Source organism: Actinosynnema sp. NPDC050801 (assembly GCF_040673975.1).
Lineage (GTDB): Bacteria > Actinomycetota > Actinomycetes > Mycobacteriales > Pseudonocardiaceae > Actinosynnema.
Map to the genome: position 1 here is coordinate 487446 of NZ_JBFAQZ010000004.1, position 14256 is coordinate 501701.

Annotated in this window: 12 protein-coding genes and 3 pseudogenes; 5 read left to right on the forward strand and 10 right to left on the reverse strand. The window is 71.2% G+C overall.

Translation table 11 applies throughout. The features are described 5' to 3' along the window. Positions 1 to 43 precede the first annotated feature (43 nt). The 5 genes from lipB to lpdA form a co-directional block, all read right to left on the reverse strand. On the reverse strand, positions 44 to 787 hold the full coding sequence (gene lipB, locus AB0K14_RS12775; RefSeq protein ID WP_360461445.1) for a lipoyl(octanoyl) transferase LipB: 744 nt from the start codon (positions 785 to 787) through the stop codon (positions 44 to 46). Further along, positions 774 to 1370 (reverse strand): phosphatase PAP2 family protein, encoded by a 597-nt coding sequence (locus AB0K14_RS12780; RefSeq protein WP_360461443.1) that lies wholly within the window; start codon positions 1368 to 1370, stop codon positions 774 to 776. Before AB0K14_RS12780 ends, lipB begins: the two co-directional genes overlap by 14 nt. Further along, a complete protein-coding gene (locus AB0K14_RS12785; protein ID WP_360461440.1) occupies positions 1370 to 2254 on the reverse strand; it encodes a TIGR01777 family oxidoreductase in 885 nt (294 codons plus the stop codon). Before AB0K14_RS12785 ends, AB0K14_RS12780 begins: the two co-directional genes overlap by 1 nt. A gap of 168 nt (positions 2255 to 2422) precedes the next feature. Next, positions 2423 to 4207, reverse strand: coding sequence for a 2-oxoglutarate dehydrogenase, E2 component, dihydrolipoamide succinyltransferase (gene sucB, locus AB0K14_RS12790; RefSeq protein ID WP_360461437.1), 1785 nt, complete (start codon positions 4205 to 4207; stop codon positions 2423 to 2425). Between the two features lie 54 nt (positions 4208 to 4261). Further along, positions 4262 to 5632 (reverse strand): dihydrolipoyl dehydrogenase, encoded by a 1371-nt coding sequence (gene lpdA, locus AB0K14_RS12795; protein ID WP_360461434.1) that lies wholly within the window; start codon positions 5630 to 5632, stop codon positions 4262 to 4264. Positions 5633 to 5807: 175 nt separating this feature from the next. Between lpdA and AB0K14_RS12800 the strand changes: the two genes are divergently transcribed. Continuing rightward, the gene (locus AB0K14_RS12800) at positions 5808 to 6125 is read left to right on the forward strand and encodes an oxidoreductase (RefSeq protein ID WP_360461431.1); all 318 of its coding nucleotides are present in this window, start codon (positions 5808 to 5810) and stop codon (positions 6123 to 6125) included. Here AB0K14_RS12800 and AB0K14_RS12805 read toward each other — a convergent pair. Next, the gene (locus AB0K14_RS12805; RefSeq protein WP_360461428.1) at positions 6116 to 6685 is read right to left on the reverse strand and encodes a TetR/AcrR family transcriptional regulator; all 570 of its coding nucleotides are present in this window, start codon (positions 6683 to 6685) and stop codon (positions 6116 to 6118) included. The genes AB0K14_RS12800 and AB0K14_RS12805 overlap by 10 nt on opposite strands. 50 nt (positions 6686 to 6735) lie before the next feature. Here AB0K14_RS12805 and AB0K14_RS12810 point away from each other — a divergent pair, with 50 nt between their 5' ends. Next, the gene (locus tag AB0K14_RS12810) at positions 6736 to 7344 is read left to right on the forward strand and encodes an SDR family oxidoreductase (protein WP_360461426.1); all 609 of its coding nucleotides are present in this window, start codon (positions 6736 to 6738) and stop codon (positions 7342 to 7344) included. An 86-nt stretch (positions 7345 to 7430) separates the two neighbouring features. Here AB0K14_RS12810 and AB0K14_RS12815 read toward each other — a convergent pair whose 3' ends face one another. Further along, complete coding sequence (locus tag AB0K14_RS12815; protein WP_360461423.1) at positions 7431 to 8927, reverse strand: leucyl aminopeptidase; 1497 nt, start codon at positions 8925 to 8927, stop codon at positions 7431 to 7433. Positions 8928 to 9122: 195 nt separating this feature from the next. On the opposite strand from AB0K14_RS12815, the gene AB0K14_RS12820 reads away from it, so the two are divergent. From AB0K14_RS12820 to AB0K14_RS12830, 3 genes and pseudogenes are all read left to right on the forward strand, one after another. Further along, entirely contained in the window at positions 9123 to 10349 is a 1227-nt protein-coding gene (locus tag AB0K14_RS12820; protein ID WP_360461420.1) for an amino acid permease, read from the forward strand. A gap of 75 nt (positions 10350 to 10424) precedes the next feature. After that, entirely contained in the window at positions 10425 to 11525 is a 1101-nt protein-coding gene (locus AB0K14_RS12825) for a branched-chain amino acid aminotransferase (RefSeq protein ID WP_360461417.1), read from the forward strand. Positions 11526 to 12055: 530 nt separating this feature from the next. After that, positions 12056 to 12834: pseudogene (locus AB0K14_RS12830) on the forward strand (IS5 family transposase). A gap of 228 nt (positions 12835 to 13062) precedes the next feature. Here the strand turns inward: AB0K14_RS12830 and AB0K14_RS12835 are convergent. The 3 genes and pseudogenes from AB0K14_RS12835 to AB0K14_RS12845 all read right to left on the reverse strand — a co-directional run. Then, entirely contained in the window at positions 13063 to 13596 is a 534-nt protein-coding gene (locus tag AB0K14_RS12835; protein ID WP_364337993.1) for a cold shock domain-containing protein, read from the reverse strand. A 6-nt stretch (positions 13597 to 13602) separates the two neighbouring features. Continuing rightward, positions 13603 to 13782, reverse strand: a pseudogene (locus AB0K14_RS12840) (cold shock domain-containing protein); the annotation flags it as partial. Between the two features lie 30 nt (positions 13783 to 13812). After that, positions 13813 to 14010, reverse strand: a pseudogene (locus AB0K14_RS12845) (cold shock domain-containing protein); the annotation flags it as partial. Positions 14011 to 14256 lie beyond the last annotated feature (246 nt).

Sequence of the window (14256 nt, forward strand, 5' to 3'; positions counted from 1 at the left end):
TAATCCGTAATTCCGGAATACTAGAGGGACGGAGGGGTGGCTGTCAGCCCGTCCGGACCGCGAAGGTGACGCCGGCGGCGATCGGCCGCGAGCGGACCAGGGTGCGCTCGGTGACCGGCAGGTCGCCGTTCAACGCGTCGATGACGGCCTGGCGCGCCAACGGCAGCACCTCGGCCACGGTCACGTCCCGGCCCAGCTCCCGCGACAGCGACGCCACGCCGGCGTCCCTGATCCCGCACGGGATGATGTCGCCGAAAGCGGACAGGTCGGCATCGCAGTTGATCTCGAACCCGTGCATGGTGACGCCGCGCTGCACCCGGATCCCGATCGCCGCGACCTTGCGCTCGACGCCCTTGTCGTCGGCCGGGATCCACACGCCGCTGCGGCCCTCGACCCGACCCGTGCGCACGCCGAGCTGGTCGCACACGTGGATCAGCGCCTGCTCCAAGCGGCGGACGTACTGCACCACGTCCAGCGGCTCGGCCAACCCCACGATCGGGTAGCCGACCAGCTGACCCGGCCCGTGCCAGGTGATCTTGCCGCCGCGGTCCACGTCGATGACCGGGACGTCACCGCCCCTGGGCCGCTCCTCGGGCTCGGTGCGCCGACCGCACGTGTAGACGGGCGGGTGCTCCAGCAGCAACACCGTGTCGCCGATCGCGCCCTCCGCGCGTGCCTCGGCGAGTTCGCGTTGCAGGTCCCACGCGGCCAGGTAGTCGATGGTGCCCAGCTCGCGCACCTCGATCGGGTCGGTCGAGGTGCGGCAGGAAAGGTCAGGACTGCTCACGTCTCGACACTACGCCCACGGGCACCAGCCCCAGGGCACGGGAGACGACCAGGCCGACCCCGACCACGGCCAGCACCGCGCCGACCGTGTCGGTGAACCAGTGCATCTCCAGCACCACCCGGCTGGCCGCCGTGACCAGCACCGCAGTGCAGGCCAGCGCCACCGCGAGCCTGAGGTGCCTGCGCGCCAACCACGCGCACAGCACCACGCCCGTGAACGCCACCGAGGTGACCGCCGTGACGTGCCCGCTCGGGTAGGCCCACTTCGGGAACTCGATCGGCCGGACCCGCTGGTAGACGTGCCGGGCGAACAGCGTGGACCAGCAGGCCGCGAGCAGCACCGCGGACTTCGCCAGCAGCGGGTCCTTGGCCAGCAACGCCCGCAACCCCAACGACAGCAACGCGATCGTGGCCAGGCCGGGGCTGAGCACGAAGCTCACCACCGCCGCCGACTGTGCGAATTCCGGTCCCAGGTCCACTGCGGCCTGGTGCAGCCCCTGGTCCAACCCCGGCGGCTCGTGGCGGACGGTGAAACCCAGGACCATCGAGGCCAGCGCCAGCACGACGCCGACCAGGGCGCCCATCACCCCTCGACGGCCGCCGCCACGGCCGCACCGAGCGCGGGGTGCAGGAACTGGAAGCCGCGTTGTTCGAGCACCCGCGGCACCGCGCGCTGACCGGAGAGCAGGCCTTCCTCCGCCACCTCGCCCAACACCGCCTTCAACGCGAACGCGGGCGCCACCCACGGCGTCGGCCGGCGCAGCGCGTGCCCGACCGTGCGGGTGAACTCGGCGTTGGTGACCGGGCTGGGCGCGGTGATGTTCACCGGGCCGGAGACGTCGTGCTCGACCACGAACCGGATGGCCGAGATCGCGTCGTCCAGGGAGATCCACGGCATGTACTGGCGGCCGTCGCCGATGCGGCCGCCGAGGAAGAACGAGAACAGCGGCTTGATCCGGCCGAACAGGCCGCCGGACGGGCTGATGACCAGGCCCGTGCGCATCCGCACCACGCGGGCGTGCTCGTCGGCGGGCGCGGTGGCGGCCTCCCACTGGCGGCACAGCTCGGCCAGGAAACCGGTGCCCGACGGGCTCGTCTCGTCGACCACCTCGTCACCGGTGTCGCCGTAGTAGCCGATGGCGCTCGCGTTGACCAGCACCGGGACGCCGTGCTCGGCGACGGCCGCGGCCAGCACCTCGGTCGGCACCGTGCGGCTGTCCAGCAGCACCTGCTTGCGCGCGTCACTCCACCGCTTGTCCGCCACACCGGCGCCGCACAGGTTGACCACCGCGTCCACGCCGTCCAACGCGCCCGCGTCGATCCGACCGGCGGGCGGGTCCCAGCGCCGCTCGTCCGGCGCCGAGGGCCGCCGCCGGACCAACCGCAGGACCTCGTGCTCCGCGCCGCGCAGCGCGGCGACCAGACTGGTGCCGATCAAGCCCGATGATCCCGCGATGACAACCCGCATGCGTTGATCGTCTCGCAGCAGGGGGCCGGTTGCACAGCGGCGAAGGTGTCACCCGCACCACGCCGACCGTCACCCTTCGGTGCCGAAGCGCCCCCGACGCGGAGGTGGAACGGCGAGGGCCGCCCCCGGTGTGCCGGGAGCGGCCCTCGCCGAACGTCGAACGCGGCTTCAGAGACCGAGGTCGGCCTCGAACGAACCCTCTTCCAGGCGGTTCTTGACCGTGGTGAGGAACCGGCCCGCGTCGGCGCCGTCGACCAGCCGGTGGTCGTAGGTCAGCGCCAGGTAGGCCATGGACCGGATGGCGATGGTGTCGTCGCCGTTCTCGTCCGTGATCACCACCGGGCGCTTCTTGACCACGCCCACACCCAGGATGCCGACCTGCGGCTGCTGGATGATCGGGGTGTCGAACAGCGCGCCGTTGCTGCCCAGGTTGGTCAGCGAGAACGTGCCGCCGGTCAGCTCGTCGGGCGTGAGCTTGTTGCCGCGCGCCCGCGCCGCCAGGTCGCCGATCTTGTGCGACAGGCCCGCCAGGTTCAGGTCGCCCGCGTTCGCGATGACCGCGTTGAGCAGGCCCCGCTCGGTGTCGATCGCGATACCCAGGTGCTCGGCACCGTGGTACACGACCTCCTTCTTCTCCTCGTCGATGGAGGCGTTCAGCACCGGGTGCTGCTTGAGCGCCTCGACCGCCGCCTTGGCGAAGAACGGCAGGAACGTCAGCTTCGTGCCCTCGCGCTGCTCGAACGCCGCCTTGGCCCGGTTGCGCAGCCGGGCGATCTTGGTGACGTCCACCTCGAACACCTGGGTGAGCTGCGCCGAGACCTGCAACGACTCCCGCGTGCGCTGGGCGACGATCTGCCGCAGCCGGGGCAGCTTCTGCACCGTGCCGCGCTTGCCGCTGGTGTCGGCAGGCGGGGTGGCGACCCGCTGGGCGGGTGCGGACGACGCGGCCGGCTTGGGCGCCTCCTGGGGTGCCTCCTGCTTGGGCGCCTTCGCGGCCTCGACGGCGGCGAGCACGTCCTGCTTGCGGATCCGGCCACCGACACCGGTGCCCTTGAGCGTGGCCAGGTCGATGCCGTTCTCCGACGCGAGCTTGCGCACCAGCGGCGTCACGTACGGCGCGCCGTTGGCCGACTCCTCGGCGGGGGCCTCCTGCTTGGGGGCTTCCTGCTTGGGAGCCTCCTGCTTGGGCGCCTCCTGCCGGGGGGCTTCCTGCTTCGGGGCTTCCTGCTGGGGAGCGGCCGGAGCGGGCTTCGGGGCTTCCGGAGCGGGCGCGGGCTTGGGCGTTTCCTGCGCGGCGGGCGCGGGCGAGCCCGAGCCGATCACCGCGAGCCGACCGCCGACCTCGACGGTCTCGTCCTCACCGGCGCTGATCTCCAGCAGGGTGCCCGCCACCGGCGACGGGATCTCGGTGTCGACCTTGTCGGTGGACACCTCCAGCAAGGGCTCGTCGACCTCGACCGAGTCGCCGACGGCCTTGAGCCAGCGGGTCACGGTGCCCTCGGTGACGCTCTCGCCCAACGCGGGCATGGTCACGGGGGTGCCGTCGGCCGCGCCGCCACCGGACTGGGCCGGCGCCTCGGCCGGCGCGGACTGCTCCTGCTGCTGCTGCTGCTGCTCGGGCTCGGGCGCGGACTGGGGCTCGGGCTGCGCCTCCTCGGCGGGCGCGGTGGCCTCGCCGGCGGACGAGTCGGACGAGTCCGAGGACCCGGCGTCCGAACCGTCGCCGATGACGGCGAGTTCCGCGCCGACCTCGACGGTCTCGTCCTCCTGGGCGACGATCTTCTGGAGCACACCCGCCGCGGGGGACGGGATCTCGGTGTCGACCTTGTCGGTGGACACCTCCAGCAAGGGCTCGTCGACCTCGACGCGGTCACCCTCCTGCTTCAACCAGCGGGTGACCGTGCCCTCGGTGACGCTCTCGCCGAGTGCGGGCATTTGGACGGAGAAGGCCATCGTTCGCTGACTCCTCGTGCGTGGGTCGGGGATCGGCTGACTGGGGTGCGACGGTCAGCCGTGCACGTGCAGCGGCTTGCCGGCCAGGGCGAGGAAGGCCTCGCCGAGGGCTTCTGTCTGGGTCGGGTGGGCGTGGATCAGCGGAGCCACGTCCTCGGGGTAGGCCTCCCAGCTGTAGATGAGCTGGGCCTCACCGATCAGCTCGCCGACCCGCTCACCGACCATGGTGACACCGACCACGGGGCCGTCGGGCGCCTTGACGAGCTTGACACCGCCCGCGGTCTTCAGGATCTGGCTCTTGCCGTTGCCCGCGAGGTCGTAGACGAACGTCTCGACCGAACCGTACTTCTCCTTGGCCGCTGCCTCGGACAGGCCGACCGAGGCGACCTCGGGCTTGCAGTAGGTGACGCGCGGGATGCCCGCCTCGTCGATGACCTTCGGGTTCTGCCCGGCGATGTCCTCGGCGACGAAGATGCCCTGCTGGAAGCCGCGGTGCGCGAGCTGGAGGCCGGGCACGATGTCGCCGACGGCGTAGACGCCGGGCAGGTTGGTGCGCAGCCGCTCGTCGGTGATGACGAAGCCGCGCTCCATCGTCACGCCGGCCTCCTCGTAGCCGTGGCCCGCGGTGTTCGGGCCGCGGCCGACGGCGACCAGCAGCAGGTCGGCGTCCAGCACGTCGCCGGACTCCAGCGTGACCGACACGCCCGAGTCGGACTGGGTGGCGCCGGTGAACCTCACGCCGGTCTTGAACTTGATGCCGCGCCGGCGGAACGCGCGCTCCAGCTGCTTGGAGGCGTACTCGTCCTCGGCCGGGACCAGGCGGGGCAGCGCCTCGACGATGGTCACCTCCGCGCCGAAGGAGGCCCACACGCTGGCGAACTCGACGCCGATGACGCCACCGCCGAGCACGACGACCTTCTCCGGGATGAAGTCCAGGTTGAGCGCCTGGTCGCTGGTGATGACCCGGCCGCCGATCTCCAGGCCGGGCAGGCTGCGGGCGTACGAACCGGTCGCCAGCACGACGTTGCGGCCGGTGTAGCGCTGCCCGTCCACCTCGACGGTGTTCGGGCCGACGAACGTGCCCGCGCCCTCGACCAGGGTTACCTTGTTGGCCTTGACCAGACCCTGTAGACCCTTGTACAGGCGGCTGACCACACCGTCCTTGTAGGAGTTGACGCCCGCGATGTCGATGCCCTCCAGCGAGGACTTCACGCCGAACTGGTCACCCTCGCGAGCGTTGTCCGCGACCTCCGCCGCGTGCAGCAGCGCCTTGGTCGGGATGCAGCCGCGGTGCAGGCACGTGCCCCCCAGCTTGTCCTTCTCGACCAGGATGACGGACAGGCCGAGCTCGGCCGCGCGGAACGCGCAGGCGTAGCCGCCCGAGCCGCCACCGAGGATCACAAGGTCGGCGGAGGTGTCGGTCACGAATTCTCCCTGGAGAGCTTGATGCCTTACTCCGCGCGGGTGCGCGCGTGTGGTTGCCATCTTGTCACTACCGCGCGAATGCCGGCGACGCGGTGTCCTGTTCAGAGGATTTGGCCCCGGCTTCACACCCGCGCCGGCACCATGGTCGGGAGAAGTCCCGGCAGGAGGTGGCCCGGTGGGCCTGTTCGACCGTTTTCGCAGGAAGCAGCGCCCCGGCGTGCTGCGGTCGGCCACGTCCACGGACACCGGCCACCTGGAGCAGTGGACCGCCGCGCGCCGGGGTGTCGAGGCCTACGTCGAGCCGAAGACGACCGTGACCGAGACCACGATCGTGCTCGTCGCGCACGACGGTGAGTGGACGCGTCGCCGGATCGACGGCACCGAGGGCGCCAAGCGACTGGCCAAGAAACTGGGCATCCCGATCTACGACGCGGGCATCGTCGGCTACCCGAAGCGGATGCGCGAGTACTCGCGGCGCAAGGGTCAGGCCTGACCGAGCCCTGTCCACAGGGTCGCCACCAGCCCTCGCGGATCGGTGGGCCAGTCGGTGAAGAAGCCGAGGAACGCCTGGTAGTGGCACGCGCCCAGGAGCAGGTCCGCGGCCGATCGCGGGTCGACGCCCGCGGGCAGCCTGCCCAGCGCGCGTTCCGCCTCCAGGTACCGGGCGAGCGTCTGCGGCACGACCCCCGGCCCGGTCTCGTGCGTCCGCAACGCCTCGCGGTGCGCGGCCAGCAACGCGGGCTCCGAGAAGATCGACGCGGCGATCGGGAAGGTCTCGACGTAGAACGCGATCGCGGCCCGCGCGATGTCGACCAAGGTCTCCCGCACGTCGCCGCGCCCGGCCTCCAGCCCGGCCAGCAGGGCGCCCAGGTCGGCCGGCGCGCGTTCCCTCAGCACCGCGAGGAACAGCGCGGTCTTGTCCGTGAAGTGCTTGTACAGCGCCGCTTCCGAGAAGCCCGCCGCCTTGGCGATCTCCTTCGTCGTCGCGCGGGCGAGCCCTCTGGTGCGCATCACGTGGGCCGCCGCGTCGAGCATGCGGTCGCGGGTGGTCATGGGGCTATCCTAGTGGTTAGTGAGCACTCACCAACTGAAGGGCGACACGAATGAGGATCACCGTTTTAGGTGCCAGCGGCGGTACCGGGACGAAGATCGTGGAGCTGGCGCGGGAGGCGGGCCACGAGGTCACCGCGGTCGTGCGCACGCCCAACGGCCGTGACGCCGTGGCCGACGTGATGGACCCCGACTCGCTCGGCCCGCACGTGGCCGGCGCGGACGCCGTGGTCTCGGCCATCGGCCCGCGCAACGTGCGCACACCGACGACCGTGCAGACCGACAGCACGGATTCGCTGGTGCGGGCCATGAGGGCGCACGACGTGCGCCGGTTGGTCGTGATCAGCAACAGCGGCATGGTGACCGACGGCGACGCCCCGTTCGTCCGCTACGTGGTCAAGCCGGTGCTGCGCCGGGTGTTCAAGCACCCGTGGGGTGACATGGCGCGGATGGAGGAGGTCGTGCGCGGCAGCGGTCTGGAGTGGACGATCGTCCGCCCGCCGCAGCTCACGGACGGGCCCCGCACGGACGGCTTCCGCACGGCGGTGGACACCAACGTGCGCGCGGGCATGCGGGTGTCCCGGGCCGACGTGGCGGCGCTGGTGCTGCGCTGCCTGGCCGACCCGCGTACCGCGGGCAAGGCGATCAGCCTCGCGAGCTAGTGCTCGCGAGTCGGTCCTCGCGAGTTGGTGGAGGAGTTGGTGGGGAGGCGATCAGCCCCGCGAACCGGGGGCTGATCGCCATCGGACTAGCCGTTGGCCGCGATGTCGGCCAGCACCGCCGCCAGGGTCCGCACCGGGACGCCGGTGCCGCCCTTGGCGGTGTACCCGTACGGCGCGCCGCTGTGGAACGACGGCCCGGCCACGTCGATGTGCGCCCAGGTCACGCCCTCGGCCACGAACTCGCGCAGGAACAGGCCCGCGGCCAGCATGCCGCCGAACCGGTGCCCGGCCACGTTGGCGAGGTCGGCCACCCGCGAGTCAAGGTCGCCGCGCAGCTCTTCCGGCAGCGGCATGGCCCACGCCTGCTCGCCCACCGCGCGACCGAGCGCGGCCACCCGGTCGCGGAAGTCCTCGGTGCCCATGACGCCCGCGGTCCGCTTGCCGAGCGACACGACCTGCGCGCCGGTCAGCGTGGACGTCTCGATCAGGTAGTCCGGGGCGTCCTCGCAGGCGCGCACGATCGCGTCGGACAGGATCAGCCTGCCCTCGGCGTCGGTGTTGAGCACCTCGACGGTCTTGCCGCCGTACATGGTCAGCACGTCGCCGGGCCGGTAGGCGGTGCCCGACGGCATGTTCTCCGCCATCGGCGCCCACGCGGTCACCTCCAGCGGGTACTTGAGCTTCGCGGCCAGCACGACGGTGGCGATCACGGCCGCCGCGCCGCCCATATCGGAGGTCATCTCGTCCATGCCCGCGGCGGGCTTGATGGAGATGCCGCCGGTGTCGAAGGTGATGCCCTTGCCGACCAGCGCGACCTTCTTGCCCGCCTTCGGGCCGCGGTAGGTGATGCGCACCAGGCGCGGGGGACGGCTGGAGCCGCCGCCGACGCCGAGGATGCCGCCGAAGCCCTGCTTGCGCAGCGCCTTCTCGTCGAGCACCTCGACCTCCAGCCCCTCGGCCTTGGCCAGGGCGGCGGCCCGCTCCGCGAACGACGCCGGGAACAGGTCGTTCGGCGGGGTGTTGACCAGGTCGCGGGTCGCGGTGACGGCCTCGGCGATCGCGGTGGACGCCTTGAGCGTCGCGCGGTGCGCCCGGATGGCGCCCTCGGTCGGCGCGACGAGGTCGACGCGGGCGACCGGGCCGTTGCCCTTGTCGGACTTGTAGGCGGTGAACGAGTACGCGCCCAGCACGGTGCCCTCGACGGCCGGGCCGAGGTGCAGGGCGGACAACGTGGTGATGGCGCGCTTCTTGCCGCCGAGCGCGCGGGCGGCGGCGCCGGACGCGCGGCGCACCTGGTCCTCGGTCACCGAGCCGTCGTCGGCGGGCTTGCCCAGGCCCACGGCGAGCACGACGGGCGCGCCGAGCTTGCCCAGCGTCGGCACGGTGACGACCTCCTCGGCCTTGCCGCTCGCGCCGAGGGCGTCGAGCACGTCCGGCAGCGTGCCGTCGAACGCGGCGTTCACCGCCTCCGAGCCGGGGGCGAGGGCGAGGCCGTCCGGGCCCTGGACTGTGCCCACCACAACGGCGTCGGCGGTGGTGCTGCTCGGGTCACTGTCGGTGATGGCCAGCTTGGGCGCGGTCACTGCGGCTCCTTGACGGGGTCCTCCCGGCACTTCCTGGTCGTGCGGCGGGATGGTGGTGGATCGCGACGAATGCTAAAGGTCTCGTTCACACACAGGGCGGGCGCACCTTCGATCGCAATGAGTAACAATTAACACGAACGGGTGTCGACCGGCCGGGCGTTCGCAGTCACCCGGTTGATCTGAGACTGTGTACCGGTGACAATCACGCCCCGTGCCGGGGCCGTGGCGCTCGCTCTCGGCGCGATGCTGGGGGTCGGTGTCTTCACCGGGTTCGCCCCCGCCGCGGCCGTGGCAGGCCCCTGGTTCCTCCCCGGTCTGGTCTTAGCCGCGGTGACCGCCGTCTGTTGTGCGTTCGCCACCGCCAAGCAGCACCGCGCCTATCCGGACGCGCCGGGTGGTTACGCCTACATCCGCGGTCAACTCGGCCCGTGGCCCGCGCGCATCGGCGCGAGCGCTCACCTGATCGGCCGAGCGGGCATGGCCGCCGCGCTGGCCGGGATGTTCGGCGCGTACGTCGTCCCCGAGCACCGGGTGGCGGCGGCGTTGGGCCTGATCGCGGTGGCCGCCGGGTTGGGTGCGGCCGGCTTCAGGTGGAGCACCGGGCTGAGCGTGGCGACGGTGGTCGTGGTGCTGGGTGTGCTGGTCCTGGTCGTGCTGGTGTGCTTCTCGGTCGCGCCTCCGCCGAACCCGGTCGTGGTGGGGCCGAACCCGGTCGTGGTGGGCGAGGGGCCGGGTTTCGACGGGATCATGGCGGCGGCGTCGCTCCTGTTCGCCGTGTTCGTCGGCTTCGAGCGGATCACCTCGCCGCAAGCCGGTGACCAGGTCTTTCCCGCTCGCGTGCTGCGCTTCGCGGTGCCCGTGGCGATCGGTGCGGCGCTGCTGGTCGGCATCGGGGTCGGCGCGGCGGTGCTGCGGCAGCTCGGGTCGGCGCGGTTGGCGTTGTCGCCGACGCCGCTGCGGGACGCGTTGATCGTGGCCGACGGGCGGTGGTTGCTGCCCGTGCTCGGGTTCGGCGCGGCGGTGGCGGCGGTGTCGTCGCTGTTCTTCGTGCTCGGGTCGGCGCGGCGCACGCTCGTCGGCCTCACCGAGACCGGTGACCTGCCGCAGGTGCGCGCCGGGTGGCCGTTGGACGTGGTGGGCGCGGCGCTGGCCGTTCTGGGCGTGCTGGCGCTGCCGCCGTCGACGGCGCTGGCGGTGGGTGCGTGCGGCACGGCGTTCTACTACGGGTTCACGAACGCCTCGGCGCGGGTGCTGCTGCACGAGGACCGGACGTGGCCGATGCGGACGGCGTGCCTGGGGTTGGGCCTGTCCGTCCTGCTGGCGATGAGCGCGCCCGCGGACGCGCTCGTGATCACGGCGGTGGGGCTCGCGCTGGGTACCGGACTGCTCGCGCTGGGTCGAGTGCGGCAGGCCGTCGGCTGACCCGTACGGATGGTCGGATGTCCGAGCATCGGGACAACGATTTTCCGACGTCCCACTGGCGGCTATCGTGCTGCCATGACGACCGCGTTGCCTTTCACCCGGACCCCCAACCCGCAGCCGGCGACCCCGGAGCGCGTTGCGGAGGTACTCGCGAAGCCGGGCTTCGGGCAGCACTTCACCGACCACATGGTGACGATCCGCTGGAACCAGGAGCAGGGCTGGCACGACGCCGTCGTCGAGCCCTACCGCTCGCTGGAGCTCGACCCGGCGGCCATGGTGCTGCACTACGGCCAGGCGATCTTCGAAGGGCTCAAGGCCTACCGCCAGCCCGACGGCTCGATCGCGTCCTTCCGCCCGTCGGCCAACGCCGAGCGCTTCCGCGCGTCGGCGCGCCGGTTGGCGATGCCCGAACTGCCCGACGAGCTGTTCCTGGACTCGATCCGGGAGCTGCTCGCCCTCGACGGGCGGTGGGTGCCCGCCATCCCCGAGGAGTCGCTCTACCTGCGGCCGTTCCTGTACGCGACGGAGAAGGGCCTCGGCGTGCGGCCGGCGAAGGAGTACCTGTACGTGCTCATCGCCTCGCCTGCGGGGTCGTACTTCGCCGGCGGGTTGAAGCCGGTGACGGTGTGGCTGTCGACGGAGTACGTGCGGGCGGCGCCGGGTGGCACCGGGGCGGCGAAGTTCGCGGGCAACTACGCGGCGTCGTTGGTGGCGCAGGCGCAGGCGGCGGAGCAGGGCTGCGACCAGGTCGTGTGGTTGGACGCGGTGGAGCGCCGGTGGGTTGAGGAGATGGGCGGGATGAACCTGTTCTTCGTCCTCGGTTCGGGTGAGGACGCGCGGGTCGTGACGCCGGAGTTGTCCGGTGCGCTGCTGCCGGGGATCACGCGTGACTCGCTGCTGCGGTTGGCGGCGGATTTCGGGTACGCGGTGGAGGAGCGGCGGATCTCCACGGAGGAGTGGGAGAAGAAGGCCGAGTCGGGTGAGCTGACGGAGGTGTTCGCGTGCGGCACGGCGGCGGTGATCACGCCGGTCGGGCACGTGAAGCACGCCGGTGGTGAGTTCAGCGTGTCGGGTGGGCGGACGGGCGATGTGAGCATGCGGTTGCGCAACCACTTGACGGGCATCCAGCAGGGGCTGGTGGCCGACCCGCACGGCTGGATGACCAAAATCAACTAACCCGCGTGTCCTACGTCGGGAACGCGCGTGTCCTACGTTCAGAACGGGCGTGTCCTACGTTCAGAACGCGCGAGTCGAACGTTCAGGACCCGTGAGTCGAACGCTCAGGACGGGCGAGTCCTACGTTCGGGACGCGCGAGTCGAACGTTCAGGACCCGTGAGTTCTACGTTCGGGAGCAGGGGTGGTGGTTGGGTCCGGCTCGATTTGACATGGGGCCCTTACGGGCACCCCAGGCAGGCCAAAGCCGGGCAGGCACGGCGGGGAAAAGCGTCCCGCCGTGCCTGCCCGGCTTCGTCCAGCCTAAGGCACCCGAACCCATGTCAAATCGGGCCTCGGTGGGGGTGTGCCGGGTCCGTTGGGGTCGCTGTGGGTGGGTTGGTGGGGTGGGTTGGTTAGACCTGGTCTCAAAACTTAAGGGTGTGTCACTGCGTAACCTGCCGGTCCTGGTCGTCGATCGTGGGCAGTCATGGCGAAGACGACGTAGCAGCGGCGGGTCGAAGACCGGCTCTGGGAGCTGATCGAACCCCTGATCCCGTCCCGACCAGCGCCGCGCGGTCCGGGTGGGCGGCCCCGGATCGATGACCGTGCCGCGCTAGAGGGGATCTTGTTCGTGCTCGACACCGGCTGCCGCTGGCGAGACCTACCCGAGCAGCTCGGATGCGGTTCCGGGCACACCGCGTGGCGGCGGTTACGTGAGTGGCAGGACGCTGGTGTGTGGGACCGGCTGCACCAGCTCGTGCTCGACGAGCTGTCCAACATCGACGAGCTCGACTGGACCAGAGGCTGCATCGACGCGGTGTCGGTGCGGTCGAAAAGGGGGGCGAGCTGACCGGCCGCAGCCCCACTGACCGGGGTAAAGCCGGCTCCGAGTACCACGTTCTGTGCGACGCGAACGGGCTACCGCTGCACATCATGTTGTCGGCGGCAAACACCCACGACAGCATGCTGTTCGAGCCGCTGCTGGACACGAACCCGACCGTGCGTGGCCACCACGGCCGGGCGGGCCGGCCACGATGCCGACCGGACAAGTTGCACGCCGACAAGGGCTACGACTACCGCCGCTGCCGCCGCTACCTGACCCGCCGCGGTATCAAGGTCCGTATCGCCCGGCGCGGGATTGAGGGCAAGTCCCGCCTCGGCCGGGTCCGCTGGGTCGTCGAACGCACCATCTCCTGGCTGCTGCGGTTCAAACGCCTCGGGCTGCGCTACGACCGGACCGAACGCACCATGCTGGCGCTACTCACGCTGGCCTGCACCGTGATCAACGTCCGCCGGCTCATAAAGATCGAGCTCTGCGACCAGGTCTAACGCATCCATTCACTCGTTGGGGATACATCGGTGGCTCTGTGTCGTTGGGTGGGGTGACTGGTGAGCTTCTGAGCGCGGAGCAGGTCCTCGGGTCGGCACGGGGCCCCGTCACCACGAGGGAGATCGATCTCCTGGAGGAGGCTGCAGCCGCGTTGCTGACGGCACCATCGACGGGGATGAACGAGCACTCTCGTCGGGAAGTGATCAGCCATCGGTGGGGCCGCCTCTTCAGAGGCGTTCGATGCGGTCGGCCTGCGGGCCCCGGTCGCTCTGACGCACCGCGTACCGGACCCGGTCACCCTTCTGCAGCGGCTCCGACCCCATGATCACGGACACGTGGGCGAAGAGATCGTCGCCGCCTGCGTCCGGGGTGATGAAGCCGAAGCCGCGGTCGCCGTCGTAGCGCGCGACGACGCCCTCGCCGCCTCGTACGGGCACGTCCCGCGCGGCCGGCCCTGCGGCCGCGGCAGGTGCCGACCGCTGCGGCGCCGTCTGGGGCTCGGCGCTCCGGACCAGGTGCACGTCGCGGGCCTGCGGGCCCTTGTCTCCACTAGCCACCTCGTAGGCGACGCGGTCGCCCTCCGCGAGCCACGTCAGCCCCTCGGCCAGGGCCTGGGCGTGAACGAAGATGTCCCCGGCGCCGGAGTCGGGGTTGATGAAGCCGAAGCCCTTGTCCTCGTCGTACCAGGCCACCGTGCCGTCGGCACCGTCCGAGATACCAGCCGCAGCGGGTGAGCCGGCCCCTGCTCCCAGCGGGATCACGTGCCCGGCCTGCGGGCCGCGCTCGCCTTCGACGATCAGGAATGCCACCCGCTGCCCCTCGGTGACCACGCCGCCGGTCACGATGGCGGAACTGTGCACGAAGATGTCGGCGCCGCCGCCGTCCGGCGACGCGAAGCCGTACCCCTTGCCCGGCTCGTACCAGTTGACGGTGCCGAGCAGGCCCACGGCGCTGCCGGTGGCCGCATCGGCGGTGACGCGAACGCGCAGCGCCTGGGGCCCGCGGTCGTTCTCGCCGACCTCGAACACGACGGCCTGACCCTCGCGGAGCACTTTCGCGCCGCCGTCCTCGACGATCTCGGAGGCGTGCACGAACACGTCCGGCGAGCCGTCCTCGGGCGCGAGGAAGCCGAAACCACGTTCGGCGTCGAACCAACGGACGGTCCCTTGCGGCATCAAAGGCTCCAGGTCGAGAGGGCGGGCACTGGCCCCCAGTCTCTCTGACGGACTTCCGGTCCGTCGGGCCGGGCCCACGGGCGGGCGGTGCGGAGCCAGGGGCGGGCCGTTGGTTCACCTAGCGACACGCCGAGTTTTGAGACCAGGTCTTAGCTTGCCGTTTAAGGTCCCGGACGGGTGACGCACACCCCGGTTGATCATGGAAGCAGCCCTTGGTTGATCATCGCTCTTGCGACAGAAGGATGA

Bases quoted from the DNA above. Each gene is read 5' to 3' on its own strand.
- AB0K14_RS12780 (WP_360461443.1), bottom strand. From the start codon at position 1,370: ATGGGCGCCCTGGTCGGCGTCGTGCTGGCGCTGGCCTCGATGGTCCTG.
- AB0K14_RS12785 (WP_360461440.1), bottom strand. From the start codon at position 2,254: ATGCGGGTTGTCATCGCGGGATCATCGGGCTTGATCGGCACCAGTCTG.
- sucB (WP_360461437.1), bottom strand. From the start codon at position 4,207: ATGGCCTTCTCCGTCCAAATGCCCGCACTCGGCGAGAGCGTCACCGAG.
- AB0K14_RS12805 (WP_360461428.1), bottom strand. From the start codon at position 6,685: ATGACCACCCGCGACCGCATGCTCGACGCGGCGGCCCACGTGATGCGC.
- AB0K14_RS12810 (WP_360461426.1), top strand. From the start codon at position 6,736: ATGAGGATCACCGTTTTAGGTGCCAGCGGCGGTACCGGGACGAAGATC.
- AB0K14_RS12825 (WP_360461417.1), top strand. From the start codon at position 10,425: ATGACGACCGCGTTGCCTTTCACCCGGACCCCCAACCCGCAGCCGGCG.